Annotated in this window: 25 protein-coding genes and 1 tRNA gene; 19 read left to right on the top strand and 7 right to left on the bottom strand. The window is 66.5% G+C overall.

Annotated elements, in window-relative coordinates; all coding sequences use genetic code 11:
* Nucleotides 1–98: 98 nt before the first annotated feature.
* From ACSQ3M_RS19995 to ACSQ3M_RS19970, 6 genes are all read left to right on the top strand, one after another.
* Nucleotides 99–635, top strand: a complete 537-nt coding sequence (locus ACSQ3M_RS19995; RefSeq protein WP_436151823.1) for a GNAT family N-acetyltransferase — start codon at nucleotides 99–101, stop codon at nucleotides 633–635.
* A 159-nt stretch (nucleotides 636–794) separates the two neighbouring features.
* Nucleotides 795–1,736, top strand: a complete 942-nt coding sequence (locus ACSQ3M_RS19990; protein WP_436151822.1) for a carbohydrate ABC transporter permease — start codon at nucleotides 795–797, stop codon at nucleotides 1,734–1,736.
* Nucleotides 1,733–2,584: a carbohydrate ABC transporter permease gene (locus ACSQ3M_RS19985; RefSeq protein WP_436151821.1), complete on the top strand. Its 852-nt coding sequence runs from the start codon at nucleotides 1,733–1,735 to the stop codon at nucleotides 2,582–2,584. The genes ACSQ3M_RS19990 and ACSQ3M_RS19985 overlap by 4 nt, the downstream gene beginning before the upstream one ends.
* A gap of 12 nt (nucleotides 2,585–2,596) precedes the next feature.
* Nucleotides 2,597–3,931: an ABC transporter substrate-binding protein gene (locus ACSQ3M_RS19980; RefSeq protein ID WP_436151820.1), complete on the top strand. Its 1,335-nt coding sequence runs from the start codon at nucleotides 2,597–2,599 to the stop codon at nucleotides 3,929–3,931.
* A gap of 128 nt (nucleotides 3,932–4,059) precedes the next feature.
* Nucleotides 4,060–4,890: a phosphodiesterase gene (locus ACSQ3M_RS19975; protein WP_436151819.1), complete on the top strand. Its 831-nt coding sequence runs from the start codon at nucleotides 4,060–4,062 to the stop codon at nucleotides 4,888–4,890.
* 98 nt (nucleotides 4,891–4,988) lie between these two features.
* Nucleotides 4,989–6,425, top strand: coding sequence for a homospermidine synthase (locus ACSQ3M_RS19970; RefSeq protein ID WP_436151818.1), 1,437 nt, complete (start codon nucleotides 4,989–4,991; stop codon nucleotides 6,423–6,425).
* A 60-nt stretch (nucleotides 6,426–6,485) separates the two neighbouring features.
* On the opposite strand, the gene ACSQ3M_RS19965 is transcribed toward ACSQ3M_RS19970, so the two are convergent.
* A complete protein-coding gene (locus tag ACSQ3M_RS19965) occupies nucleotides 6,486–6,791 on the bottom strand; it encodes a hypothetical protein (RefSeq protein ID WP_436093339.1) in 306 nt (101 codons plus the stop codon).
* A gap of 226 nt (nucleotides 6,792–7,017) precedes the next feature.
* Complete coding sequence (locus ACSQ3M_RS19960) at nucleotides 7,018–8,064, bottom strand: hypothetical protein (protein ID WP_436151817.1); 1,047 nt, start codon at nucleotides 8,062–8,064, stop codon at nucleotides 7,018–7,020.
* A gap of 453 nt (nucleotides 8,065–8,517) precedes the next feature.
* Here ACSQ3M_RS19960 and ACSQ3M_RS19955 point away from each other — a divergent pair, with 453 nt between their 5' ends.
* The 3 genes from ACSQ3M_RS19955 (at nucleotide 8,518) to ACSQ3M_RS19945 (ending at nucleotide 11,583) form a co-directional block, all read left to right on the top strand.
* Nucleotides 8,518–9,552, top strand: a complete 1,035-nt coding sequence (locus tag ACSQ3M_RS19955; RefSeq protein ID WP_436151816.1) for an aspartate-semialdehyde dehydrogenase — start codon at nucleotides 8,518–8,520, stop codon at nucleotides 9,550–9,552.
* Between the two features lie 149 nt (nucleotides 9,553–9,701).
* Complete coding sequence (locus ACSQ3M_RS19950; protein WP_436151815.1) at nucleotides 9,702–10,649, top strand: DMT family transporter; 948 nt, start codon at nucleotides 9,702–9,704, stop codon at nucleotides 10,647–10,649.
* 151 nt (nucleotides 10,650–10,800) lie between these two features.
* Nucleotides 10,801–11,583 carry an alpha/beta hydrolase gene (locus ACSQ3M_RS19945; RefSeq protein WP_436151814.1) on the top strand — a complete coding sequence of 261 codons (783 nt, stop codon included), beginning with the start codon at nucleotides 10,801–10,803 and terminating at the stop codon, nucleotides 11,581–11,583.
* On the opposite strand, the gene ACSQ3M_RS19940 is transcribed toward ACSQ3M_RS19945, so the two are convergent.
* Entirely contained in the window at nucleotides 11,580–12,254 is a 675-nt protein-coding gene (locus ACSQ3M_RS19940) for a TetR/AcrR family transcriptional regulator (RefSeq protein WP_436151813.1), read from the bottom strand. The two genes, ACSQ3M_RS19945 and ACSQ3M_RS19940, sit on opposite strands and share 4 nt — an antisense overlap.
* A 149-nt stretch (nucleotides 12,255–12,403) precedes the next feature.
* Between ACSQ3M_RS19940 and ACSQ3M_RS19935 the strand changes: the two genes are divergently transcribed.
* The 6 genes from ACSQ3M_RS19935 (at nucleotide 12,404) to ACSQ3M_RS19910 (ending at nucleotide 17,618) form a co-directional block, all read left to right on the top strand.
* Complete coding sequence (locus tag ACSQ3M_RS19935; RefSeq protein WP_436151812.1) at nucleotides 12,404–13,609, top strand: HlyD family secretion protein; 1,206 nt, start codon at nucleotides 12,404–12,406, stop codon at nucleotides 13,607–13,609.
* A 176-nt stretch (nucleotides 13,610–13,785) separates the two neighbouring features.
* Entirely contained in the window at nucleotides 13,786–15,375 is a 1,590-nt protein-coding gene (locus ACSQ3M_RS19930) for a DHA2 family efflux MFS transporter permease subunit (RefSeq protein ID WP_436151811.1), read from the top strand.
* A gap of 162 nt (nucleotides 15,376–15,537) precedes the next feature.
* A complete protein-coding gene (irrA, locus tag ACSQ3M_RS19925) occupies nucleotides 15,538–16,071 on the top strand; it encodes an iron response transcriptional regulator IrrA (RefSeq protein WP_436151810.1) in 534 nt (177 codons plus the stop codon).
* The gene (locus ACSQ3M_RS19920; RefSeq protein WP_436151809.1) at nucleotides 16,068–16,355 is read left to right on the top strand and encodes a (2Fe-2S)-binding protein; all 288 of its coding nucleotides are present in this window, start codon (nucleotides 16,068–16,070) and stop codon (nucleotides 16,353–16,355) included. The genes irrA and ACSQ3M_RS19920 overlap by 4 nt, the downstream gene beginning before the upstream one ends.
* Before the next feature lie 109 nt (nucleotides 16,356–16,464).
* Nucleotides 16,465–16,953: a bacterioferritin gene (gene bfr, locus ACSQ3M_RS19915; protein ID WP_436151808.1), complete on the top strand. Its 489-nt coding sequence runs from the start codon at nucleotides 16,465–16,467 to the stop codon at nucleotides 16,951–16,953.
* Between the two features lie 125 nt (nucleotides 16,954–17,078).
* The gene (locus tag ACSQ3M_RS19910) at nucleotides 17,079–17,618 is read left to right on the top strand and encodes an MOSC domain-containing protein (protein WP_436151807.1); all 540 of its coding nucleotides are present in this window, start codon (nucleotides 17,079–17,081) and stop codon (nucleotides 17,616–17,618) included.
* A gap of 127 nt (nucleotides 17,619–17,745) precedes the next feature.
* On the opposite strand, the gene ACSQ3M_RS19905 is transcribed toward ACSQ3M_RS19910, so the two are convergent.
* The 4 genes from ACSQ3M_RS19905 to ACSQ3M_RS19890 form a co-directional block, all read right to left on the bottom strand.
* Complete coding sequence (locus tag ACSQ3M_RS19905; protein WP_436151806.1) at nucleotides 17,746–18,414, bottom strand: cold-shock protein; 669 nt, start codon at nucleotides 18,412–18,414, stop codon at nucleotides 17,746–17,748.
* A 178-nt stretch (nucleotides 18,415–18,592) separates the two neighbouring features.
* Nucleotides 18,593–19,312, bottom strand: a complete 720-nt coding sequence (locus ACSQ3M_RS19900; protein WP_436151805.1) for a carbonic anhydrase — start codon at nucleotides 19,310–19,312, stop codon at nucleotides 18,593–18,595.
* Nucleotides 19,313–19,384: 72 nt separating this feature from the next.
* Nucleotides 19,385–19,699 carry a DUF167 family protein gene (locus tag ACSQ3M_RS19895; protein ID WP_436151804.1) on the bottom strand — a complete coding sequence of 105 codons (315 nt, stop codon included), beginning with the start codon at nucleotides 19,697–19,699 and terminating at the stop codon, nucleotides 19,385–19,387.
* Between the two features lie 5 nt (nucleotides 19,700–19,704).
* On the bottom strand, nucleotides 19,705–19,995 hold the full coding sequence (locus ACSQ3M_RS19890; RefSeq protein WP_126115610.1) for a YggT family protein: 291 nt from the start codon (nucleotides 19,993–19,995) through the stop codon (nucleotides 19,705–19,707).
* 109 nt (nucleotides 19,996–20,104) lie between these two features.
* Between ACSQ3M_RS19890 and ACSQ3M_RS19885 the strand changes: the two genes are divergently transcribed.
* The 4 genes from ACSQ3M_RS19885 (at nucleotide 20,105) to ACSQ3M_RS19870 (ending at nucleotide 26,775) form a co-directional block, all read left to right on the top strand.
* Nucleotides 20,105–20,180: transfer RNA gene (locus tag ACSQ3M_RS19885), tRNA-Ala, on the top strand.
* Nucleotides 20,181–20,356: 176 nt separating this feature from the next.
* The gene (locus ACSQ3M_RS19880) at nucleotides 20,357–21,214 is read left to right on the top strand and encodes a LysR family transcriptional regulator (protein WP_436151803.1); all 858 of its coding nucleotides are present in this window, start codon (nucleotides 20,357–20,359) and stop codon (nucleotides 21,212–21,214) included.
* Nucleotides 21,215–21,402: 188 nt separating this feature from the next.
* Nucleotides 21,403–22,758 (top strand): amidohydrolase family protein, encoded by a 1,356-nt coding sequence (locus tag ACSQ3M_RS19875; protein WP_436151802.1) that lies wholly within the window; start codon nucleotides 21,403–21,405, stop codon nucleotides 22,756–22,758.
* A gap of 243 nt (nucleotides 22,759–23,001) precedes the next feature.
* Entirely contained in the window at nucleotides 23,002–26,775 is a 3,774-nt protein-coding gene (locus ACSQ3M_RS19870) for a DUF2339 domain-containing protein (protein WP_436151801.1), read from the top strand.
* The last annotated feature ends 77 nt before the right edge of the window (nucleotides 26,776–26,852 follow it).

Raw genomic sequence — 26,852 nt, 5'->3', positions numbered from 1 at the left:
TCCCTGCGCGCTTTCGCGCAACATCCGATTAGGTGGCCGCGTTCGCGTGGCGCCGGGAAGGTCCGCGCGATCGCGGGCGCTCCGGCAGGAGGTGCGTCATGATCACGATCCGCGACGAGATCGAGAACGATGTTCCGGCCCGCGAGGCCCTGCTCGACCGCTGCCTCGGCGAGCGCCGCACGTCGAAGTCGAGCGAGCGCCTGCGCGAAGGCCGGCTGCCGGCGCAAGGCCTCGCCCTGACGGCGGAGCGCGACGGTTCCGTCGTCGCGACCGTGCGGCTCTGGCATGTCGAAGCCAATGGCAGGCCGGCGCTGCTGCTCGGCCCGCTCGCGGTTTCGCCGGAACTGCAGGGCGAAGGTCTCGGCAAGACGATGATGCGCGAGGCGATCTGGCGCGCCGCCTGCCGCGGCCATGGCGCGATCCTGCTCGTCGGTGACGCGCCCTATTACGAGCGCTTCGGCTTCTCGGCCGCGCCGATGGCCGATCTCGCCATGCCGGGCCCGGTCGAGCGCGAGCGCTTCCTCGGCCTCGAGCTGCGCGAAGGCGCGCTCCAGGACGTGAGCGGCGTTCTCAAAGCCACGGGTGCGCTCGTCCCAGCCGAGGAGGCGGAGGGTCTCCGACGTCGCGCCGCCTGACGTCGCAGCCTCGACACCAAGCTCAGCGGGCAGGCCCTAGGGTCTGCCCGTTCTGCGTTCAGGCGCCCGCTATTTCACCGACTTCGTCGCCGAAGCGTCATCCGATCTTCACCGGACTGTCGTCCAGCACCGCCATCACCCCCCGCGAAGGCAGGGACGATGGCGGATACGGTTCTGACGAGCGGAGTGGCAAGACCGCAGACACTGCGGCTCGCGGCCTGGCGGCCTCGCCGTCAGACGATGCTCGCCTTCGGGCTGCTGGCCCCCTCGCTCATCCTGCTGACGTTGTTCACCTACTGGCCGGTCATGCAGGTCTTCTGGCAGGCCCTGCACAACCAGATCAAGATCGGCGGTCCGCAGGCCTATGTCGGCCTCGCCAATTTCACCGCGCTCTTCGCCGATGCCGCCTTCCGCAAGGCGCTCTCCAACAACCTGCTCTATGCCTTCGGCACCGTGATCCCGAGCCTTGTTCTGGCACTCGGCTTCGCCATGGCGCTCGCCAGGTCGAGCCGCGTCAATGCGCTGTTCCGCTCGCTCTTCTTCCTGCCGGTGCTGATCCCGCTCGTCGCCGCCGCCTCGATCTTCCTGTTCATCTTCCTGCCCAATGCCGGGCTGCTCGACTATCATCTCGGCCTGCTCGCGATCTCGGGGCCGAACTGGCTCGGCAATCCCGATATCGCGCTCTGGTCGATCATGGGCCTGACGATCTGGAAGAACGCCGGCTACTACATGCTGTTCTTCCTGGCCGGGCTGCAGGCGGTTCCGGCCGACGCCTATGAGGCGGCGATCCTCGACGGCGCCAATCCCTGGCAGCGCCTGCGCTACGTAACCCTGCCCTATCTCAAGCCGACCATCGGCTTCGTCATGGTGATCGGGCTGATCAACGTCGTCACCCAGGTCGACCACGTCTTCGTCCTGACCAAGGGCGGCCCGTCCGACTCGACCAATCTCCTGCTGTTCTACGTCTATCAGCAGGCGGTCGAGAGCTACGATGCCGGGCGCGCTGCCGCCGGCACGCTCGTGATGCTGGCCCTGCTGCTCGTCATCTCGGCGAGTTCCCTGCGCACGCTCGAGCGCTCCTTCGGGGAGCGCGAGCCATGATCGAAGCTTCGAGCGGTGTCGCCAATCGCGAGATCTCGCCCAAGCTCGGCTACGCCGCGACCTTGCTGCTCGCCGCGCTCTGGATGACGCCCTTCCTCTGGATGCTGGTCGCCGCCTTCAACCCGCACACCTATGGCGGCTCCAGCATGGCATCGCTGGTCCCGTCCTATATCCCGACGCTCGGCAACTTCGCCGAAGCCTGGGCCTCCGCCGATTTCCCGCGCTATGGCCTCAACACCGCGATCATCAGCTTCGGCATCCTCGCCGGGCAGATCGTGATGATCACCCTGGCCGGCTATGCCTTCGCCCGGCTGGAGTTCCCCGGCCGGACGCTCTGCTTCTATCTCTTCCTGCTGCAGCTGATGCTGGCGCCGGTCGTGCTGATCGTGCCCAATCTGGCGACGATCGCGAAGCTCGGCCTCTATGACAGCCTGCTCGGCGTGATGGCGCCCTATTTCGCCTCCGCCTTCGGCACCTTCCTGATGCGCCAGGCCTTCAGGGCCATCCCGCGCGAGCTCGAGGACGCCGCGCTGATCGACGGCGCCAGCGTCTGGCAGCGCATCGGCTTCATCTATCTGCCGCTGGCGAAGCCCTCGCTGATCGCCTTCGGAATCGTCTCCGTCACCAGCCATTGGAACGAATTCCTCTGGCCGCTGATGGTGATCAACTCACCGGATCTGCGCCCGCTCACCGTCGGCCTCGCCTCGTTCACCCGCGGGGCCGAGGGCGCGCAGGCCTGGGGCGTCATCGCCGCCGGCACTTTGATGGTCAGCGCGCCGCTGCTGATCGCCTTCGCGCTGTTCCAGCGCGCCTTCGTCAATTCCTTCGTCTCGTCAGGCATCAAGTAAGGGGTCCAGAAGATGACCAGCACCACCCGCAGATCGGTTCTCGTCGGCGCAGCCTTTGCCGCCTCCTTCGCCATCGCACCCGCCTTCGCCCAGGCACCGACGGAGATCGAGCTGTTCTTCCCGGTCCCGGTCGACGGCCAGCTCGCCCGCGACATGACCGCGCTGATCAAGGAGTTCAACGAGAAGAACCCGGCGATCAAGGCGACACCGGTCTACACCGGCTCCTATGACGAGACCCTGATCAAGACCCGCGCCGCGATGAAGGCAGGCAAGCCGCCGGCGGCGGTGATCATGTCGGCCAACTTCCTGCTCGACCTCAAAATCGAGGGCGAGATCCAGAAGCTCGACGATCTGATCAAGACCGACGGCAAGACCAACGAGGCCTATATGGGCCAGTTCTTCCGCGCCCTGCACGGCAACGCCGTGCTCGACCGCTCGGTCTACGGCGTGCCCTTCCACAACTCGACGCCGCTGCTCTACGTCAATGCCGACCACTTCAAGGAAGCCGGCCTCGATCCCGAGAAGCCGCCTTCGAACTGGGAAGAGCTCGCCACCGCCGCAAAGAAGCTGACCAAGCGCGAAGGCGACCGCGTCACCCGCTGGGGCATCATCGCGCCGTCCAATTACGACTATGGCGGCTGGATCCTGCAGGCCCTGACCCAGTCCAATGGCGGCCAATGGTTCAACGTCGATTACGGCGGCGAGGTCTATTACGACAGCCCGTCCATGCTCGGCGCCCTGACTTTCTGGTCGGACCTCGTCGCCAAACACAAGGTTCATCCTGCCGGCGTGCAGGCGGGTGGTGCGGTCTCGACCGCCTTCCTGTCCGGCCAGGCCTCGATGGTGCTGCTCTCGACCGGCTCGCTCACCCATATCCGTACCAACGCGAAGTTCCCCTACAAGGTCGCCTTCGTGCCCAAGAACGTGAAGAACGAGGTGCCGATCGGCGGTGCCTCGCTCGTCATCCCGGCCGGCGTCGAGGGTGAGCGCCGCAAGGCCGCCTGGACCCTGATCAACTGGATGACCTCGCCGGAGAAGTCGGGCTGGTGGAGCCGCGCCACCGGTTACTTCGCGCCCAATATGGCCGCCTACGAGCTGCCGGAGATGAAGGAATTCATCGCCAAGAATCCGGATGCCGGCATCGCCGTCAGCCAGCTCACCTACGCCAAGCCCTGGTTCGCGACCTACAAGACCGTTCCGGTCCGCAAGGCGATCGAGGACGAGCTGCAGGCCGTGCTCTCGGGCAAGAAGCAGCCCAAGGAGGCGCTCGTCTCGGCGCAGAAGACCGCCGACGAGATCATGAAGCCTTATGTCGAGCAAACCGCGCTCAAGCTGCCGACAAACTGAAAAGCAGCCCTAGTCGTCATGGTCGGGCTTGTCCCGACCATGCGCGCCTCCCCGACGCCCACGTCGCAAGGTGTGGCGCTCGTTACAAGACCGAGCAGGATGCTCGGGCCATCCATGGATACCGCTCGATGCTGATCGCCCATATCACCGACCTGCACATCCGCCCGCTCGGCAAGCCGGCCTATCGCGTCTCCGAGACCAACGCCCTGACCGAGCGCGCGCTCGACGTCGTAGCTGGCCTGCGCCCGCGCCCGGATGCGCTGGTGATCACCGGCGATCTCACCGATTGCGGTCTCGCCGAGGAATATGAGCTGCTGGCGAACCTGCTCGCGCGCATCGAGGTGCCCGTGCTGTTGCTCCCGGGCAATCACGACCGCCGCGAAACCTTGGCGGCCGGCCTCCAACTCGGGCCGCATGCGGTTCTGGATGACGGCTTCATCCAGTTCAGCGCCGATATCGGCGACATCAGGCTGATCGGCCTCGACACCTTGCTGCCGGGCCAGAGCGCCGGCGCGCTCTGCGACAAGCGCCTCGCCTTCCTGGAGACGGCGCTCGCCGGGTCGAACGGCAAGCCGGTCGTGATCTTCATGCACCATCCGCCCTTCGATTGCGGCATCATCCACATGGACCGCATCCGCCTGCTCGACGGCGCCGATGGCTTCCGCGATATCGTTAGCCAGCATCAGAACATCGAGCGCATCGTCTGCGGCCACCATCACCGGCCGATCACGACGCGCTTCGCCGGCACGATCGCGCAGATCGCGCCGAGCGTGACGCATCAGGTCACGCTCGACCTCGCACCCGAGGGCCCGGCCACCTTCCACATGGAGCCGCCGGCCTATTACCTGCACAGCTATCGGCCCGGCACCGGGCTCGTCAGCCACATGGCCTATGTCGAACGCTATCCCGGCCCCTACCCCTTCGTGCTCGACGCCGACTATCCCGGTGCACACGACTGACGAGCATAGGCCTGGCGCCCGCGGGATTGACCCCCGGAACAGCAGGCCATACCAGCGTCCGCTTGTTCTGCAAGTAACCAACCCAGGAGTTGAAAAGAATGACGGATTGGCCCGTATACGGCGAGATCAGCGGCCCGATCGTGATGATCGGCTTCGGTTCGATCGGCCGCGGGACACTGCCGCTGATCGAGCGGCATCTCAAATTCGACAAGAGCCGGTTCGTGGTGATCGCACCCGACGACGACAACCGCGCCCTTCTGGACGAGCGCGGCATCCGCTTCATCCAGGAAGCCGTAACGCTCGAGAACTACAAGACCATGCTGGAGCCGCTGCTGACCGCGGGCGGTGGCCAGGGCTTTTGCGTCAACCTGTCCTGCGACACCGGTTCGCGCGACATCATGGAACTCTGCTCCAGCCTCGGCGCGCTCTATATCGACACGGTCAACGAGCCCTGGCTCGGCTTCTATTTTGACGAGACGAAAGGCCCGGGCGAGCGCTCGAACTACGCGCTGCGCGAGATGACGCTCGCCGCCAAGCGCGCCCGTGCTCCGGGGTCGACGACGGCCGTCTCGTGCTGCGGCGCCAACCCCGGCATGGCCTCCTGGCTCGCCAAGAAGGCTCTGCTGAACATCGCCGCCGACATGCGCCTCAACGTGCCGCAGCCGACCACCCGCGAGGAATGGGCCGGGCTGATGAAGCAGGTCGGCGTCAAAGGCATCCATATCGCCGAGCGTGATACGCAGCGCTCGCGCAACCCCAAGCCTCCGGGCGTCTTCGTCAACACCTGGTCGGTCGAGGGCTTCATCTCCGAGGGTGTGCAACCGGCCGAGCTGGGCTGGGGCACCCATGAGAAGTGGATGCCGGACAACGCCCGCACCCACGAGACCGGCTCGCAGGCAGCGATCTACCTGATGCAGGCCGGTGCCGAGACCAAGGTGCGCAGCTGGTGCCCGACCCCGGGCCCGCAATATGGCTTCCTGGTGACGCATAACGAGTCGATCTCGATCGCCGACTACTTCACCGTGCGCGACGATGCCGGCAAGGCGATCTACCGGCCGACCTGCCACTACGCCTATCATCCGGCCAACGACGCCGTGCTCTCGCTGCACGAGATGTTCGGCAATGCCGGCCTCCCGCAGGAGGAGCACCACATCCTCGAGGAGAACGAGGTCATCGACGGCATCGATGAGCTCGGCGTGCTGCTCTACGGCCACGACAAGGGCGCCTACTGGTTCGGCTCACAGCTCTCGACGGAGGAAGCGCGCAAGCTCGCTCCGTACCAGACTGCGACCGGCCTGCAGGTCACCTCGGCCGTGCTCGCCGGCATGGTCTGGGCGCTGGAGAACCCCAAGGCCGGCATCGTCGAGGTCGAGGAGATGGATCTCGATCGCTGCCTCGCGATCCAGATGCCCTATCTCGGGCCGGTGAAGGGCTACTACACCGACTGGACCCCGCTCGACGGCCGCCCGGGCCTGTTCCCGGAAGATATCGACACCAGCGATCCCTGGCAGTTCCGCAACATCCTGGTGCGGTGACACGACAAAGCAAAAGGCCCGCCTCACGGCGGGCCTTTCCAATTCCGGGGATGCTGCGTTTCAGAAGCGCGGCGTCGAGAAGCTGTTGGCGAAGGGATTGGCGCCCGAGCCGATGCGCGACGGCAGCGTGCCCTCGCCATAGAGCTCGCCCGAAGCGGAATAGACCGGGCTCGCCACGATGTTCTGGGTCGCATAGCGGTTCATGCTGCCGACGGGCACGACATTGCCGGCGTCGAAATAGCTGCGCTTCTGCACGGTGACGCGCAGCGGGCGGCGCTGCTGCTGGGCCTCAGCCACCGATGCGGCGAACGTGACGGCTGCGACGGACAAGGCCAGGCCGGCGGCAAGGCGGGAAAGCGAACGCATGACGATCTCCTGAGGCGGTTGCCCCCGCCAAGGCTGTTGGCGGACCGGTTAGAGCCCGTTCCGATCGCAAGCTGATCGGTAAAACGGTCTCTGATTAAAAGTGAGAGACGGATTTACCGCTCAGCTTGTTCCAAGCTGTGCGGATCCGGCTCTCGCGCTGACGATACAATTCCAGAGTTAATGTTTTTGTTGCGCCTCGCCAGTGCGCCGCGGCCACACGAGCGCGTTACCGCGCCTGCGCGTGCTTGCCGCTGGTCGACCGCAGCGCCGGCGCCTTGCTGTCGGCGTCGAGCCAGGAGCCCTTGCGCCCCGTCGCGGCGAGCCTCGGCACCGAGCAGCCCTGCCTGCGGTTGAGCTCGGTGCGGGCGAAGCTGGCCCGCAGCTCCGGGTCATCGCCGGCGCTCAAAAGGTCGATCCGGTCGATCAGGCAAGTCAGCTGCGCCCTGTCGGCCGGCTTGGCCTCGCTGCCACACCACCAGCCCGAGAAGGACAGATGCGCCGCTGCGTCGAGATGGCGGAAAGCGATGCAGGCCCGCCCGGCTACGCCGTCGCTCAAGCCGACATCCGCAGTCTCGACGGTTCCGAATTTGGTCTCGATCGCCGTGGTGGCGCCGCTGCGCCCGACCGAGAGCCCGCGTGCCGCGCCCTCGCGCACCAGCGTGATCACGAAGGGCTGCGACAGGCCGGCAAGCGCTTTTTGCATCTGCGCATCGCGGTTGACCTGGAGCTTCAGCGACAGGAACGACTTGCCGTCATCGAACGCGCCGAAGGTCAGCACGTCCTCGCGCCCCTGGCCGTCCTGGCTGCGGCGCGCACCATAGGCGCTACGCTTGTCGAGTTCCGGGGATTCCAGACCGAAGAGCGCGATCGGGCGGCCGATCGTCACCCAGCCCTCCTCCCTGGCGGCAAGCGGCAGTGCCTGCTGACGAACATCGCGCACCGCGGGCGCCGCTGAAGCCTCCGCCGGCCCCGGCAGGCCGGCGAGCGCCGGATCGGATGAGCCTGACGAGAGGCCGGCGACGAGCATGGCGGTCAGCCCGATGCCGGTGACGGCGGCGAGCCCGCGCCAGACCAGGCCACCGGTCAGCCCGATTGCTCCGGAGCGCAGGAGACGCCGAACCGGCCGCATGATCCGCGCAAAGCCGGTCTCGATCGCGTCGGCAAGGTCAACCAGCCGCGCGGCGAGGTCGAAGCGTCCTGGCGCAGCGTTCGCCAGGACATGCAGGCGCGGCTGAAGGCGCTGCCAGATGGCGTTGATCCCGTCCCCGAACACAACAGACCCCGACCCGTTTCGACCGTCTGCACCCCTGCAGGCAGCCCTCGCCCCACTCGCTGCCGAACTTTCGTCGGGGCGAGTGAGCGGGTCGTTACCAGCCGCTTTCCATCGCGAAACAGGGTCAATGACGGGTAAGGAGGCAGGGTTAATGGCGCAGGACCGCTCTGACGATTGACTTTTTACGGCGGCTTGTGTTTGGGATTGCGCGCCGGACGCTTCTCCTCCGGCTTCGCGATGATGTTCAGCTCTGGTTGGTTCCGTGACGTTCGCTCTGACGACGAAAACCACGACCAAAACGGCGACCGGGAAAACCCGGACGCTGCGCTGACACGTCGCCTCGATTCCGGGTTCTCCCCCCCGGCCGGGGTCAACCGGCCGAACCCGCAAACGAGATCAGCGGCGACGGCCTCCCGGGGAGGCTGAACCGTTTCGCCAGAAGGAATTTCCAGCATGAGCTTCAAGGTCGCGATCGTCGGCGCCACGGGCAATGTGGGCCATGAGATGCTCGACATCCTCGCCGAGCGCGCTTTCCCCGTCAGCGAAGTGGTGGCGCTCGCCTCCTCGCGCTCGATCGGCACCGAGGTCTCCTTCGGCGACAGGACGCTGAAGGTGAAGGCGCTCGAGCATTACGATTTCTCCGACACCGATATCTGCCTGATGTCGGCAGGTGGCGCGGTCTCGAAGGAATGGTCGCCGAAGATCGGCGCGCAGGGCTGCGTCGTGATCGACAATTCCTCGACCTGGCGCATGCACCCCGACGTGCCGCTGGTCGTGCCCGAGGTGAACGCCGCTGCGGCGGCCGGCTTTACCAAGATGAACATCATCGCCAATCCGAACTGCTCGACCGCCCAACTCGTCGTGGCGCTGAAGCCGCTGCATGACCGCTTCGGCGTCAAGCGCGTCGTCGTCTCGACCTATCAGTCGGTTTCCGGCGCCGGCAAGGAGGCGATGGACGAGCTCTTCAACCAGACCCGCGCAGTCTTCGCCGCCGGCGAGGTCCAGGTGAAGAAGTTCCCCAAGCGCATCTCCTTCAATGTCATCCCCCACATCGACGTCTTCATGGAGGACGGCTACACCAAGGAAGAGTGGAAGATGATGGCGGAGACCAAGAAGATCCTCGATCCGAAGATCAAGCTGACCGCGACCTGCGTGCGCGTGCCGGTCTTCATCGGCCACTCCGAGAGCGTCAACATCGAGTGCGAAAAGCCGATCACCGCCGACGAGGCGCGCGAGGTGCTGCGCACCGCCCCCGGCATCCTCGTCATCGACAAGCACGAGCCCGGTGGCTACATCACCCCGCACGAGGCGGCCGGCGAGGACGCGACCTACATCTCGCGCATCCGCGAGGACGCCACGGTCGAGAACGGCCTCGCCTTCTGGTGTGTCTCGGACAACCTGCGCAAGGGCGCGGCGCTCAACGCGGTCCAGATCGCCGAGGTTCTGATCAACCGCAAGCTGATCCAGCCGCGCAAGAAGGCCGCCTGAATTCGGGCCGGGCAGTTCAAATAAAATTTCAAGGCGGGCGCCATGCCCGCCTTTTTCTTGCGCGGATGCATGGCGGCCGTGCCGGATTTGCGCAAGGGCTCGCCGCGCTCATCGGCTAGGGTCGGCCGGCATCGAGATTCGCCGAAACCTTGCCCGATACCCTGACCAGAGTGCCTCTGCCGGTCGATCCAGCCTCGGCCGAGCCGCCGCAGCGCCCCGCGCCGCGACGCGACAACAGCCTGCGCGGCATCGGTCTGATGCTGATCGGCAGCGTCTTCCTGTCCGCTGCCGACGTCGCCTCGAAATACCTCACGGCAACAACCCCTGCGCTCCAGGTCGTCTGGCTGCGCTATGCTGCCTTCGCACTGATCATGCTGGCGGTGGCGGCCCCTGGCGGCTTCGCGCAGTTGAAGCCAAAGCGCATGGGCATGCAGATCCTGCGCGGCGTCGCCGTCACGGTCTCCTCGATCCTGTTCGTCTCGTCGCTGAAATACCTGCCGATTGCCGATGCGACCGCGACGAGCTTCGTCTCGCCGCTCTTCGTCACCGCGCTGTCGATCCCGATTCTTGGCGAGAGGATCGGCTGGCGGCGCTGGACTGCGACCGCCGTCGGCCTGATCGGCGTACTGATCGTCGTCCGCCCGGGCGGCAGCGATTTTCAGCTCGCCTCGATCCTTCCCGTCCTTTCGGCGGTGACCTGGGCCTTCGCCCTGATCGTCACCCGGATGATGAGCGCGAGCGAGAACCCGGTCACCACCCTGGCTTGGTCGGCCGTTGTCGGCTGCCTTGTGCTGTCGGTGCTGCAGCCGCTGACCTGGCAGCCCCTGACGACCGAGGCGCTGCTGGTCGGCCTGTTCATCGGCGTATTCTCGACCGTCGGGCACTGGTTCGTCATCCAGGCCTTCAGGCACGCTGACGCCTCACTGCTGGCGCCGTTCTCCTATGTGCAGCTGCTCTGGGCCTCGGCCTTCGGCTTCATTCTGTTTTCCGTGCTGCCCGACGCCTTCACTTGGTTCGGCTCGGCGATCATCATCGCGTCCGGCCTCTATACCGCCCATCGCGAGCGCATTCGCGCGCGTAAGGTCACCGGACGCTAGGCGAAGCTGCATCCGGTCGGCGGATTGCGCTCTATCCAAAGCACCGACCTCATTCTAGCCTCGCACTGCAATGGCCTCTCTCATCACTCTTAGCCGCCGCGCGCTCCTCACTGCTGGTTCGGCGTTGCTATCGGCCTGTTCCCCGCTCGGATTGCTCACCGCGCTCACCCCGGGTGATGCCGGCGGCCGGCTCGCGGCTGGCGGCATCGCCTATGGACCGGATCAGCGTCACAGGCTCGACGTCTACGTGCCGGAGCAAGGCTCCCGTAGCGCACCGGTCATGGTTTTCTTCTATGGCGGCGGCTGGAACAATGGCGAGCGCGCCGACTATGCTTTTGTCGGCCGTGCCTTCGCGGCGCAAGGTTTCGTGACGGTCATTCCCGATTACCGGCTGGTGCCGCAGGTCCGCTTTCCCGCCTTCGTCGAGGACGGCGCCCTCGCCCTCCGCTGGGTCCGCGACAACATCGCGACGTACGGCGGAGATGCGACCGGCATTGCATTGAGCGGCCATTCGGCCGGGGCCCATATCGCGATGATGCTGGCGCTCGACCGCCGTTTCCTCGCCCGCGCTGGCCTGCCTCCCGGTTTCGTGCGCTGCATCGCCGGGCTTGCTGGCCCCTACGATTTCCTGCCGCTCGACGATCCACGCAGCATCGCCGCCTTCGGCGAGTTCCCGCGGCTGCTCGATACTCAGCCGATCAGCTTCGCCAACGCTCACGCGCCGCGCGCCTTCCTCGCAACCGGCGACGAGGACGAAACGGTCAGGCCACGCAATAGCATTGCGCTCGCCGCAAAACTTCGGGCTGCCGGAGTGGCGGTCGAACTGAAGACCTACCCCGGCATCGGCCATGCTGGGATCCTGCTCGCCTTGAACGCAGGCTTCCGCGGCCGCACACCGATTCTCGCCGATATCGTGCGCTTCGCAAAACCTTAGGGGTTCTTGGGCGGCGCTCCATAACGCGCCATGAACGTGATCACCGCCTCGCCGACGACATGCCCGATCTCGTCCTCGCTCGGCGGCGTGCGCACGGCATTGAACAGGCGCGGACGCATCAGGGTCGACTGGGAGAGATCGACGAACTGCGCCGCCGCCAGGTTGGTATCCTCGATCACCAATTCGCCCTTGGCGACACGCTGGTCGAGGAAGGTCGCCAGATGCCGCGCGCCCTGCATCGGGCCGCGTTCGTAGAACTCGCGGCCGAGATCGGGCATGCGTTCGGCGACGCCGAGCACGATCCGGTGGGCACTCAGCGCGAAGGGGCCGGTCAGCAGACGCACCAGCCCGGAGCCGAAATTCGCCAGCGCCAGAGTAAGATCAGGCTCCTCGGCGAGGGCCGCGTACATGCCCTGCTTCTGCTTCTCGCGCTCGCGTTCGATCAGCGCAACGAAGAGGTGCTCCTTGTCCTCGAAATAGACGTAGAGCGTGCCCTTGGAGACGTTCGCCGCCGCGGCAATATCGTTCATGCTGGCCGCGTCGAAGCCGCGCGCCGCAAACACGGCATGCGCCCCTTCGAGGATCTGGTGACGCTTGTCGGGGTCGGCACCAGCGACGCGCCGGTTACGGGAGATCGCCTTGACGTGTCGCGGCTCCAGCGTCGCGCTCATTGTGTTCCATCCGTTTCGCGCATGTTCGCGCTTGCAAAAATAATCGAACCGCTTGGTTCGATTTCCTCTTGATATGCACCGCGCAGGGCGCTATTTCAACCTCAATCGAACCAAGCGGTTCGAATTGTGATCGTCAGGGCATTGTCACCATGACTGTCGAATCTGTCGTTGAAAAGCGCTCCGAGGACCGCCGCGACCGGCTCAAGCTGGTCGACCCGGTGCTCGAGCAGACACCAGCCCCCGTCGAAGCCCGCAAGGCCGACGAGGAACGCGCCGCTGCCCCGCAAGCAAGCGACAAGCCTGCGCCCAAGCGCCGGAGCGGCAAACGCATTGCTCTCATTCTCGTGGCCGGTACGGCGCTCGCCGCCGGCCTCTGGTTCGGCATCGACTGGTGGCGCAATGGCCGCTTCATCATCTCGACCGACGACGCTTATGTCGGCGCCGAGATGGCGACGATCTCAGCCAAGCTGCCGGCCAACATCGCCACGATCTCGGTCACGCAGAACCAAGAGGTCAAGGCCGGCCAGTCTCTGGTCGCGCTCGACGCTGGCGACCAGCGCATCGCGCTGGAGAGTGCACAGGCCAAGAGTGCCACGGCAAAGGCCACCCTGTCGCGCATCGACGCGCAGATCGAGGCCGCCCGCGCCAGCCTGCTGCAAGCGCAGGCGCAGCAGACCTCGGCCGAGGCTGCCGTCACCCGCACCGCCGCCGATTTCGAGCGCGCCAGCAACCTCGCCGCCAAGTCCTATGGCTCGCAGGCGACGCTCGACGCCGCCACCGCCGCTCGCGACCAGGCCGCCGCCTCGCTCGCCAGCGCCAAGGCCGGCGTCGTCCAGGCTACGGCCAATATCGAAGTGCTGAAAGCGCAGCGCGTCGAGGCCGCCCGCCAGATCGACGAGCTCAAGGTCGCCGAGGACAAGGCCAAACGCGACCTCTCCTTCATGACGATCTCTGCGCCGATCGATGGCCTCGTCGCCAACACCAACATGCAGCTCGGCGACCTGGTCAGCGCCGGCAAAAGGCTGATGTCGATCGTCCCGCTCGACAAGGTCTATGTCGACGCCAACTTCAAGGAGACGCAGGTCGGCCCGCTGAAGATCGGCGACAAGGCGAAGATCACCATCGACGCACTGCCCGGCCAGAGCTTCGCGGGCACGGTCAGCGGCATCGCCGGCGGCACCGGCTCGGTCTTCACCTTGCTGCCACCCGACAATGCCACCGGCAACTTCACCAAGATCGTCCAGCGCGTACCGGTCCGCATCGCCCTGTCGTCCGAGTCGGCGGCCAGGCACGTGCTGCGCCCCGGCATGTCGGTCGTGGTTTCGATCGACCCGCGTCCGAGAACCGGGAATTAAGACTTCCGGGCCCTCGACCCGAGGAGCCATTTTCCGACCGGGAAATGGCGATGCGCAGCGGCTCATTCGCCCCTTCTGAGCCAAAACGCACCGCGCCTCACGGCGCTCCTCGGGCCGGGGGCCCGGTTCCAACCCCAAGCTGAAGCCCGAAGCTGTACCCCGTCTTGGAGGCCGGCATGGCCACCGCCGCGACTACGATCCCCGCCGGCGCCCCACCGGCTGCCGACGCCATTCCGATGCGCCGGATCTTCGCCTTCCTGGCGATGGTCTTCGGCATGTTCATGGCGATCCTCGACATCCAGATCGTCTCGGCCTCGCTCGCCGAGATCCAGGCCGGACTGTCGGCCTCCAGCGACGAGATCGCCTGGGTCCAGACCGCCTATCTGATCGCTGAAGTCATCATGATCCCGCTGTCCGGCTATCTCAGCCGGGCGCTCTCGACCCGCGTCTTCTTCTCGATCGCCGCCGCGGGCTTCACCGTGGCGAGCATCCTTTGCGCCACCTCGAGTTCGATCAACGAGATGATCCTGTGGCGCGCCGTCCAGGGCTTTATCGGCGGTGGCATGATTCCCGGCGTCTTCGCCGCGGCCTTCACCATCTTCCCGGCCTCGAAGCGCCCGATCGTCTCGCCGCTGATCGGCCTGATCGCCACGCTCGCCCCGACGATCGGCCCGACGGTCGGCGGCTATCTCAGCCATGCCTTCTCCTGGCACTGGCTCTTCCTGGTCAACGTCATCCCCGGCATCGGCGTCACCATCGCCGCCTGGACACTGATCGATTTCGACAAGCCCGATCACAGCCTGCTCAAGCGCTTCGACTGGGTCGGCCTCGGCGCCCTGGCCGCCTTTCTCGGCAGCATGGAATATGTGCTCGAGGAGGGCACACGCCTCGACTGGTTCGAGAGCCACGAGATCGCCCTCTTCACCGGGGTGATGGTCATCGGTGCCGTGCTGTTCTTTTGGCGCGCGCTGACGCGCGACGACCCGCTGGTCGATCTCTACGCCTTCAGGAACCGCAACTTCGCTTTCGGCTCGCTGTTCTCCTTCACCATGGGCATCGGCCTCTACGGCCTGACCTATCTCTACCCGGTCTATCTCAGTCGCATCCGCGGTTACGACGCGCTGATGATCGGCGAGACCATGTTCGTCACCGGCCTTGCCATGTTCCTGACCGCGCCGATCGCCGGGCGCCTGTCGGCCAAGCTCGATCCGCGCATCATGATGATGATCGGCTTCGGCGGCTTTGCGCTGGGCACCTACATGGCCTCGTCGATCACCGCCGACTGGGACTTTCACGAACTGTTGATCCCGCAGATCCTGCGCGGCTGTTCGCTGATGCTGTGCATGGTGCCGATCAACAACCTCGCGCTCGGCACCTTGCCGCCGCAGCAACTGAAGAACGCCTCCGGCCTCTACAACCTCACCCGCAATCTCGGCGGCGCCGTCGGCCTCGCGGTGATCAACACCCTGCTCAACGGCCGCACCGACCTGCACATCACGCGCCTGCACGAGGCGGTCGCCGCCGGCCGCCAGATCGCCGAGGAGAATCTGGCGTCGATGACCCAGCGCTTCATCGAATATGGCGACATTGCCCAGTCGATGGCGCTGAAACTGCTGACGCAGCGGGCACACAAGCAGGCGCTGGTCATGGCTTTCGGTGACGTCTTTCTCGCCCTGACGGTCATCTTCGCCTCTCTGGTGCTGCTGTCCCTGTTCATGACCAAGCCACCTGCCGCGGCCCCTGCTGCCGGAGGCGGCGGCCACTGAGCGGCGGCTGCGCACGCGCCGTGGACAACCCCCTGATGCGTCTTGCCGCAGGTGCGAAGAGATTGACAGTCGGCTTCGGAAGCGTCAAAAATACGAGTAATATCAGTAGTTTAGATAAATTCTAAACTGCATCAAAACTGATCTGCGAGTTGGAAAGCGTTCATGAGCATTCTGTCCCTCAAGGATGGCAGCCCGGTGCGAACCCAGGTGGACCAGATTCCCTGGCCGCAGAAGGCTCCCGCCGCCTGCCCGATCAGCGCCGTCAAGGCGCGCCTGCGTAGCGTCGGCCTGCGGCCGACCCGCCAGCGCATGGCGCTGGGCTGGCTACTCTTCGCCAAGGGCGACCGCCATGTCAGCGCCGAGATGCTCTACGAGGAAGCGCTGCGCGCCCGCGAGCCGCTCTCACTCGCGACCGTCTACAACACGCTGCGCCAGTTTTCCGAGGTCGGCCTGCTGCGCCAGGTCTCGGTCTCAGGGCCGAAGACCTTCTTCGACACCAATGTCTCGGAGCATCACCACTTCTACAATGAGGATGACGAGACCGTCGTCGACATCCCCGGTTCCGAGATCCACGTCTCGGGCCTGCCGGTCGCCCCGGAAGGCATGCTGATCGCCTCCGTCGAAGTGATCGTGCGCCTGCGCCGGGCTGATGGCGAGGAGACGGTGACGAAAGTCGCCGGAGGCCACCGGGCGTGATCGTCTGCTCCTGCAACGTTCTCTCCTGCCGGCAGATCAAGGGCACGGTCGCGTCGGACGGGAGCGGCCCGCGCACCGCGGGCGAGGCTTATGATTGCCTCGGCTGCAGTCCCGATTGTGGCCGTTGCGCCCGCGAGGTGCGCAGCCTGCTGGCCGAAGCGCGCGCCGCCTGCGCCAGCCAGTGCCATAGCTGCGCCAGCCGCGAGGTCGAATGCTCGGTGCATGTCTCGGTCGGCCTGATGATGGCCGGCATCGAGGAGAACGACGACCGCGTCGCCGCCTGATTGGGGCGGTACGATTTCTCCTGCGACTGCGCGATCTCCCCTTCCCTTTTGCCGCTTCGCCTTCTACATTAGGATCATTCTAATGTAGTCGATTGCGAGGAGAGCTGCGATGCAGGGCGACAAGAAGGTCATCGAATACCTCAACAAGGGCCTGCGCTCCGAGCTCACGGCCATCAACCAGTACTGGCTGCACTACCGGATCCTCGACAATTGGGGTCTGAAGGACATGGCCAAGATCTGGAAGAAGGAATCGATCGAGGAGATGGTCCATGCCGACCGCTTCACCGACCGCATCCTCTTCCTCGAAGGCTTCCCGAACATGCAGACGCTCGACCCGCTGCGGATCGGCGAGAACGTCAAGGAAGTGATCGAATGCGATCTCAAGGCTGAGCTCGAGGCGCGTTCGCTTTATCAGGAAGCCGCCAAATACTGCCGCGAGGTCGGCGATTACCCGTCCGAAGAGCTGTTCAAGAACCTGATGAAGGATGAGGAAGGCCATATCGACTTCCTCGAGACGCAGCTCGACCTGATCGGCCGCATCGGCCTCGAACTCTACACCCAGAAGCATATCGGCGGCCTCGAGGGCGACGCCCACTGAGCGACGGTGATTCGTAGCAGTGACCAACCGGACCTGGCGACAGGTCCGGTTTTTTGCTGCGCGCCGGGCTCGTCAAGTGGGGCACACCATGCCAGACACCAGCCCGACAACATGGAGCTAGGCGGATGGGAATGATCGTCGCGGTGGCTCGGGATGACCGCCACCACTTCAGCAAGCCTGTCCTACCCATGATCCGTCTGCTTGCCGGCCTCGGCATTGAGGGCGATGCCCATTGCGGCGAGACGGTGAAGCATCGCTCACGCGTCGCGGTCGATCCGACGCAGCCTAATCTGCGCCAGGTCCATCTCATTCACGCCGAGCTTTTCAGCGAACTCGCAGCCGCCGGCTTTTCGGTCAGTCCCGGCGAGATGGGCGAGAACGTCACCACCCGCGGGATCGACCTGCTCGGCCTGCCCGTCGGCGCCCGCCTGCGGCTCGGGCGCGAGGCCGTCGTCGAGATCACCGGACTGCGCAACCCTTGCACCCAGATCGAGGCGTTCCAGCCCGGCCTCCTCAAGGCAGTGCTCGGCCGGGCCGCCGATGGCAGCCTCATCCGCAAGGCCGGCGTCATGGCGATCGTCATTGCAGGCGGCGAGGTCGGGCCCGGCGACGCGATCGCGGTGACCTTGCCGGCGCTGCCGCATCGCGCGCTCGAACGCGTCTGAGGCGCTCGGCATAGGCCCCGTCGACGCGGCGGCATCTCGCGGACCGCCGCTCCGTTCGACAAAAAAAGCGGCGCGGCCCGAAAGCCACGCCGTTCGTCACGAACTGGCGCTCACAGGAGCAGGCGGATCAGACGTAGCTGATATTCGCCGCTTCCGGGCCTTTCTTGCCAGCGCGGATCGAGAAGCGCACGCGCTGCCCGTCCATCGGCGGCTGCAGGCCGCTGCGGCTCAGCGACGAGACGTGCAGGAACACGTCCGGCCCGCCCTGGTCCGGGGCGATAAAGCCGAAACCGCGCTCGGTGTTGAAGAACTTCACCGCGCCGTCGAACGGCCCTTCCATCGGGGCGCTGGCGCCGCGATCGAAGCCGCCGCGATCGCCACGGTCGAAGCCGCCACGGTCGCCGCGGTCGTAACCGCCGCCGCCACCGCCACCGCCGTAGCCGCCGCCGAAATCGTCACGGGGCGGGCGCGGCGAGAACGGACGACCGCCAGCGCCACCACCGCCGGCGCCACGCGGCGCAGCCGGGGTCGCGGTCGAGGCGTCGATCTCGTGGACCGCGACGACCTGCAGGCCGCGCCTGCCTTCGCCGAGGTCGCAGATAATGGTCGCACCGGGCTGCAGGTCCTGCGGATCCTGCGGGCCGATGGACGAAACGTGGACGAAAACGTCACCAGAGCCGTCCGCCGGAGAAGCAAAGCCGAAGCCTTTCTCCGGATCGAACCACTTGATCTTGGCTTCGACATTTTCGTGGGTGACGAACGGTGCCGGGGCGGCGGGCTTACGACGATCGAACATGCAGCTTCAACGATAGTGAGCGGGAGCGCGCAATCTAGCGCAAGCTTCCGAGTTCGTCATCGGGGCGGCGCAGCAAAAATGCTGGTCCGGTCAAATGCTGCCGGATCGCCGAATTTTTCCCCAGAGACGCCGATTTAAGCGGCGGATCGTTCAAAAATCACCCTATCGAGAGCAGACGTCAACCGCCCTGTCCCGACTCGGCCTCGGAGCAGCGGATCATCTGCACCTTCTTCGGCATCTCGCCGATCGCCGGAACGAACTGCCCTGACTGCGGATCGAGCAACATCAGCTCGCCGGTCGCGACCGCGAAATAGGCGCCGTGCAGGTGCAGCCGGCCCTTGCCCTCGAGGATGCTGATGCAGGGGAAGGTCCGCAGATTGGCGATCGATTGCTGGACCGAGAGCAGAGCGAGGCGCTCGACGTAAGTCTCGAAGCTCTCATTGCGACCGCGCCCGCCCGAGCGGCGCGCGGCCGGCTCGATCAGCGTGATCCACTTGCCGATGAAGTCGCCAGGTGAGAGCGGGCCCTGCGCATCGTCCGCGAAAGCCCTGATGCCGCCGCAGCGGCCATGGCCAAGCACGACGATATGCTCGACCCTCAGCGCCTGCACGGCGTATTCGAGCGCGGCGGATGTTCCGTGCAGCTGATCGTCGGGCGAGAAGGGTGGGACGAGATTGGCGACGTTGCGCGCCACGAACATCTCGCCCGGACTCGCATCGAAGATCACCTCAGGCGAAACACGCGAATCGCAGCACCCGATCAGCATGATCTTCGGCGTCTGCCCGCTCTCGGCGAGCTCCTCGTAGCGGCTCTTCTCGCGCGTGAAACGATCATCGAGGAAGGCGCGATAGCCCTCCGTCAGGCGCTGCGGGAACGGCTGAGACGTTGGCTGGTCCATGGCGCGCAGTTGGGCCAGAAGGCGACCGCCTTCGTCAAGAGCCGACCCGAATGATTCTGCTGCAATGCAGCATCAAATCTCGCAGATCCGCTTCTGCAGTCGCGCCGCCAGCGCCTCGCCATCGCCGCGGACGACGATGCGTTTGAGCCGCGCGCTGGCGCCGGCCGTCAGCGACAGCTGCGAGCGGGACACGGCGAGCACCTCCGCCAGGAGCGCGACCAGTGCGGCATTCGCCTCCCCCTCGCTGGGAGCGGCCCGAACCCTTGCTTTCAGGACCTGACGGCCATCGGCCAGCGTTTCGACGCCGTCGACGGCGTCGCGCCCGCCGCGCGGCGTCAGGCGAATGGCGATCGCGAGCCCGTCCGGGGTGACGGACCAGGCGGCCATCCAGCCTAGAAGACGTTGGGGTAGATGTAGCGAGTGATCACGCTCTGGATGAAGAAGATCAGCAGCAGCAGGATGATCGGCGAGATGTCGATGCCGCCGAGATTGGGCAGCATGTTCCGGATCGGACGCAGTGCCGGCTCGGTGAGGCGGTAGAGGAAATCCCAGACCGTGGAGACGAACTGGTTGCGGGTATTGACGACGTTGAAGGCGATCAGCCAGCTCAGCACAGCCGAGGCGATCAGGATCCAGACATAGAGGTTCAGCGCCAGCATCACGACGTCGAGAACGGCACGCATCGAACAGTATCTCCGAGAAGGCCGGGCGCTCCGCCGGAAGCGCCCACAAAACTCCTGCCGCAAGCGATTGACAGGAGCGCGACGCAGGGCCTAGAAGGCCAGCGCCCTGGGGGCTGTAGCTCAGATGGGAGAGCGCTGCAATCGCACTGCAGAGGTCAGGGGTTCGAATCCCCTCAGCTCCACCAGGCCAACGTCAGTTCGTTGATCTCCCGCAATCGCTTGACTGAAGCGCCTTGACGGACCGGCCTCCCGGTTCGGCATGTTGGTTGTCATCAGCTCGACGACGGGTATCGCCTTGGCTCCAGTTGCCTGCGCCGCCTAGTGTGGCTGATCGGCTCACGAACCGCATGGCGGCGCGACGATGACTCGCTACCCGATGTTCAACCCGCAACTGCTGCAAAGCTTCGTCGCGGTCTGTGACAGCATGAGCTTCACCCGGGCCGCCGAGCGGGTATCGCTATCGCAATCGACCGTCAGCCAGCAGGTCAAGCGGCTGGAAGAGATGCTCGGCAAGCCACTGTTCGAGCGCAATCCGCACCAGGTGCAACTGACCGAAGAAGGCGGCCGGCTGCTGAGCTATGCAAGGCGTATCCTCGCTCTGCACGAGGAGGCGCATGACGCGTTGACCGGCTTCTGGCGCGACGGCGTATTGCGGCTCGGCATGCCCGAGGATTTCACCGTTCCCACCGCCGGGCTGCTGGCACAGTTCAGCCTGGCGGAGCCGCATCTGCGGCTTGACGTCACCAGCGGCCTCAGCGCCGACCTCTACGGCGCCTATGAGCGCGAGGAGCTGGACCTCGTCCTGGTCAAGCAGCGCCGCCGCCAGCCACCGCGTGCCGCCCGGCCCGAACCACTGCTCTGGCTCGACAGCCTGGCCCACCCCGCCATCGAGCGCGCGCCGGTGCCGCTGGCGGTATTCCCGCTGAACGGGCTCTATCGGGAAGAGCTGTGCGGAGCGCTGGACAAGCTCGGCATTCGCTGGCGCGTCAGCTACAGCAGCACGAGTCTCGCCGCCCTCACCGCCGCCTCGGCGGCCGGACTCGGCCTGACCCTGCTGCCCGCCAGCTGCCGACAACAGGGCCACCGCGTGTTGGGATCGGCGGAAGGGGTGCCGGAGGTAACCGGCTTCGAACTGGCGCTCTACTACCGCGACAACGCCCCGGCTGCAGCCACCGCCCTGGCCGAAAGGCTGGCGGCCTTCTGCGGACTGGAGCGATAGCCGCTCCGAGCGGCTCGGAGCGCATCATCTATGCGTACACATCGATCATTGCTGAATCGAATGATCATCATGGGCAAACATCGCTGCCAACGCTCGCGGCCATCCCGTAGATCAGAGCCACAAACTCACATCTAGATCGGGGAAACGACATGGGCAGCGCGCAGCAGCAGAGCCGCAGGGGTTTTCTCATGCAGACGGGGCAGCTCACCACCAGCGCCGCGATCATCGGCTTGTCCGGTGGCAGCGCTCAGGCGGCGCCGAGCAAAATGGAGAAGGACGCTGGCAAGACCGGCGTCACGACGTTGACCGATCGCCACTACTATCTCGGCAATGTCCGGCTCGAAGACGGCTTCGAGTATGATGCCGAAATCGTGGTTGGCACCCGCACCAGGCTCTACACAGTTGAGATCAAGGACGGAAAGGTCGCCGCCCTGCATCCGGCCGGCGCCCCCCTCTCCGCCACCTTGCCGCGCTATGATGCCGATGGCCAGCTGATGCTGCCGGCGATGCGCGACATGCACATCCACCTCGACAAGACCTTCTATGGTGGCCCCTGGCAGGCGCCGCGTCCCCGCCAGGGCAAGACGATCATGGACATGATCGCGCTCGAGGAGAAGCTGATCCCCACGCTGCTGCCGACTTCGCAGGAGCGCGCCGAAGGCCTGATCGCTCTGCTTCAGTCGAAGGGCACCACGACCGCGCGCAGCCATTGCAATATCGACCCGGTCAGCGGGCTGAAGAGCCTCGAGCACCTGCTGCGCGCGCTCGAAAACCACCGCAACGACTTCAGCTGCGAGATCGTCGCCTTCCCGCAGCACGGCCTGCTGCATTCCAAGGTCGATGGGCTGATGCGCGAAGCCATGAAGATGGGCGTGCAGTATGTCGGCGGGCTCGACCCCACCAATGTCGACAAGGCGATGGAGAAATCGCTCGATGCGATGTTCCAGATCGCGCTCGACACCGGCAAGGGCGTCGACATCCATCTGCACGAGACCGGCCCGTCCGGCGCCGCCGCTGTGACCTACATGATCGAGACGGTCGAGAAGAACCCGGCCTTGCGCGGCAAGGTGACGATCAGCCACGGTTTCGCGCTGGCGACGATGGCGCCGGGCCTCCAGGCCGAGACGATCGCGCGCCTCTCCGCCCAGAAGATGACGATCGCCTCGACCGTGCCGCTCGGCGCCCTGACAATGCCGCTGCCGCAATTGCAGGACAAGGGCGTCTTCGTAATGACCGGCACCGACAGCGTGATCGACCACTGGTCGCCCTTCGGCAGCGGCGACATGCTGGAGCGGTCCTATTTCTACGCGCAGGTCTACCGGAATTCCGACGAGTTCCGCCTGTCCCGTTCGCTCGCCATCGCCACCGGCGGCGTCCTGCCGCTCGACGACGAGGGCAAGCGCGCCTGGCCGAAGGCCGGCGACGATGCCGCCTTCACACTGGTGGGGGCCAGTTGCTCCGCCGAGGCAGTCGCGCGTCTGCCGGTGCGCAGTGCCACCTTCCATCAGGGACGCATGGTCTACGGCAGCGTCGGCAAGGCCTAGCAGGCGATAGCTCTCAGGGGCTAAAGCACAGATCGGAGGCTCCCCTCAGCCTCCGATCGCCTTTTCCGGCATTCCGAAATCTCCCTTGCCGGGCCGCCAGCGCCACGGCCGAATTCGCCTATCGACATTGCGCCACCACGAAAAGCGCTCAGCTGCTCGCAACGCGACAATTGGACAGGATAGCGCGCACCGCGCTATTTCCACCTGAGTCCGCGGCCGGCCAGCAGGGATCGAGATTTCGCAATGGAAGTCGTGATCCTGGGCTTCGCCCTCTTCGGGTTCCTGTTCGTCGCCGTTCCCTGGGCCGCCTTCGCCGCCCGGTCGCGCAGTAACGCCGCGCTCGCCATCGTCGCGCGTCAGGGGGCGGAGATCGACGCCCTGCGCACCGATCTGAGCGTTCTGCGGGCCCAGATCGCCGCCGGTGCTGCCGTGGCGGCGCGCCCCGAGGAGGCCGGGGAACCGGTGGAGGCGCCTGAGGTGCCGATCGCCATCGAGCTGCCACCCGCCATTGTCACGGATGCCCCTGACGCGCTGCCTGCCGATCTCCTCGCCGCGCGCGAACAGGAGCCGGAGGCCGCCCCCATCACAGCACGCACCATCGAGGGCGCATCCGCCGAGACAGTGCACGAGGAGCCGCCCACTCCTATCGAGGCGCTCGCAACGAGTGTCACAGCGCCCGAGCCGGCCCTGGACGTCCAGCGCAGCGAACTCCCGCCGGAAGCCGAGCCCTTCGCCACCCCTGCGCCGCGGCGTGATTTCGAGGAGGCGATCGGCTCGCGCTGGGCGGTCTGGATCGGCGGCGTCGCGCTTGCGCTCGGCGGCCTCTTCCTGGTCCGCTACTCGATCGAGGCCGGCCTGTTCGGTCCGGGCGTCCGGTTGCTGCTGGGCGCCGCCTTCGCCCTTACCGCAGCCGGCGCAAGCGAATATCTGCGCCGGCGCGATCTGCCGCTCGCGATCGCCTCGGGCTCCGGCCCGCTCGCCGGCCTCGGCCATGCCAGCATTCCCGGCGTGCTCGCGGGCGTCGCCGTACTCAGTGGCTTCGGCGTGATCTTCGCCGCCCATGCGGTCTACGGCTTCATCGGACCAGGCCCGGCTTTCGCCCTGATGGGCCTGCTCGGCCTGGCGGCGCTCTCCGCCTCGCTCCTGCACGGCCCGGCGCTCGGCCTGTTCGGCCTGCTCGGCTCCTATGCGACGCCCTTCCTGGTCGCCAGCACCGCGCCGAACTTCGTCGCGCTCGCGCTCTTCATCACCTTCGTTACCGCGGTCGCCCTCCTGCTGCACCAGCGCCGGCCGAGCCGTATCGTCACCCTCGGCGCCGTCGCCGGGCATGGCGCCTGGACGCTGCTCATCGCCTTCGCCGGCGGCAATGTGAACTGGGCCGCCTGGCTCGCCGCCTCCGGCTCGGTTCTCGCGCTCGGCCTGCTCAGGGAATGGCCGGCCTTGCGCGGGCGAGCCGAGCCCGATGGCGGCTGGCGGATTGCGGGCTTCGAGTTGACCAGCCTCATCGCCATCGGTGTGCCGCTCGTCCTCTCCGGCATCCTTTTGGTCAGCCATGGCGGGCCCGCGCCGTTGCATGTTGCCATCATCGTCACGGTGGCTGCCGCCGTCGCCGGCGCGGTCCGGTATCGCGACCTGGCACCGCTGGCACTGCTCGCCGGCGCGGCGGCCGCCGGCATGGCGCTGCTCTGGCCGACCCGCGATGGCGCCTTCGGCCTGTCACCGACCCTGCCGCTCGACCTGATGCGCCTGAGCTTCGCGCCCGACGCTGGCCCGGGCCTGCGCTGGACAGCTGGTCTCTTTGCGCTGCTTCTCGCCCTCCCGCCCTTCTTCGCCCTGCTGATGCGGCGCGGGGCAGGTACTGGCGGTGTCCTGGTGCGCGGCTGCCTCGCCTTCGCCTCGGCGCTCGCGCCGGTCTGCCTGCTGCTGGCGACGGCGTTGCGCAGCAACGGCTTCGAACGCTCGACCGGCTTTGCCGCACTGGCCCTGCTCCTGACGATCGCGCTCTTTGCCGCTTCAGAATTCCTCCTGCCGGTCGAGCGCCGCAGCACCAAGACGCGCGCCAATCCCCTCGCCTTCATCGGCTCGGCCGCCTATGCCGCCGCCGGTGCGATCGCGCTCGGCCTCGCCATCGCCTTCGCCTTGCGCGAGACCTGGCTGGTGGTCGGCTTCGCCGTTTCGGCCGCGGGCGTCGCGCTCCTGTCCGCTTTGCGTCCGATTCCGCTGCTGCGCAGCATGTCGGCGGCGCTCGCCACCGCAGCGCTGGCGCGGTTCGTCTGGAGCCCGATCGTCAGCGATATCGGCTCCTGGCCCATCCTCAACTGGCTGATCCCGGCCTATGCCCTGCCAGCGCTCTGCTTCGCTATCGGCGCGCTGGCACTGCGCAGCAAGCAGGATCGCCCGCGCCTGGTTCATGAGGCGCTCGCCGCTTTCTTCTTCGCCGCCTTCGTGCTGCTGGAGGTGCGGCAGGCCTTTGCCGGAGCCAATCTCGTGCCGACCGCGGATCTGGTCCGCCTACATTATCTCGGCCCGCGCAACCGGCTCTTCGAGGAGGTTTTCTGCCATGCCCTGGCGCTCGGGCTGCTCGGCGCAGGCTTCGTCCTGCTCGCCCGCCGGCTCGGTGGACGGGTCTTCGGCGTCTGCGCCGATATCGCCGCGATCGCGCTGATCCTTGTCGGCATCGGCGGGCTCGGCGCCGTGCTGAACCCGGTCTTCGACGGCACGCCGGTGCTCGGCTGGCCGGTGTTCAACCGCCTGCTCTGGTATGTCGTCGTCGGCGGCCTGCTCGGGCTGCTCGGCTACGGGCTCGGGCGCGACGGCCGCTCGCGCCTGGGCGATACGCTCAACGCTTGCGCTGCGGTGCTGGTCTCGCTCGGTGCGATATTGATCGTCCGGCAGGCCTTCTCCGGCCCGGTCCTGGCGCCGATGGATGGCAGGGTCGCCGGCTTTGCCGAGGTGGTGACGATCGCGCTGCTGCTGCTGGCGCTCACGGCGGCCGCGCGGATATGGCGCGAACTCTCGCCCGGCCACGTCACCGGCTTTGCCCTGCACGCGCTCGCCATGATCGCGATCGGCTGGGTGGCGATCGCACTCGGCATCGGCCGCAATCCGCTGTTCGATCTCAGCGGCGTCGAGGGGCCGGTCATCTTCAACCGCATCCTCTGGGGTTATGGCGCGGCGATCTCAGGCTTCGCCGGTGCGGCCTGGTGGCTGCGCGATGTCACCCCCGCGATCAGTGTCGCCTTCCGGCGCACGGCCTTGGCGGGGTCAGCGCTTTGCGTCTTCCTCCTGCTGCGCCATGGCTTCCACGGGCCGTTGCTGGCTTCCGACGTCCCGGTCACCCTCGCCGAAGCGGGCTCCTATGCCGCCTTCGGCTTCATCGCCGCCATCATCGTCATGATCACCGGCTCGGTCCGCCTGCCCGGTCGCTCTGTGCCGGTCGCTCCCGAGTGGGCAGCAGTCGGCTCCTGCGGCCTGTTCGCGCTCCTGCCTGGCCTCATCGCCAATCCGCTCGCGACCGAGCAGCCGCTCGCTGGCCCGCTCCTGCTCGACAATGCCGCGATCGGCTATCTCCTGCCGGCGCTGCTCGCCTTCGCGGCGGCGCGCTGGGCCAGGGAGTACCTCGCCGGCGCCGGGGCACGGCGCATCTTCGGCGTCAGCGCGATCATCGGCGGGCTGGTTTATCTGCTGATCGAGGTCCGGCGCGGTTTCGTCGGCCGCGATCTCCTGGTCGACGCCGGCAGCGCCAGCGAACTCTATGCCTATTCGGCCGCGCTCCTGCTCTATGGCGTGGCGCTGCTCGCGCTCGGCTTCAGATTGCAGTCGAAGGATCTGCGCCTCGCCTCGCTCGGCGTCGTGACGATCGCGATCTGCAAGGCTTTCCTGATCGACATGTCCGGGCTGGAAGGCCTGCTGCGGGCCTTGTCCTTCATCGGCCTCGGCGCCAGCCTCGTCGCCATCGGCCTCGCCTATCAGAAGCTGCTGCTGCGGGAAGCGTCACGGCCCGGCAAGGCGCATTGAAAAAGCCTCCCGCGTCGATGCGCGGGAGGCTCGAATATCCCTGGTGGAAGCGCTCCCGGTAAACCGGGCGCGCTCCG

Source organism: Allobosea sp. LjRoot90 (assembly GCF_964254315.1).
Taxonomy (GTDB): Bacteria; Pseudomonadota; Alphaproteobacteria; order Rhizobiales; family Beijerinckiaceae; genus Allobosea.
The sequence above is the reverse complement of the archived record's forward strand: the minus strand, read 5'-3'. Positions and strand labels throughout refer to the sequence as shown.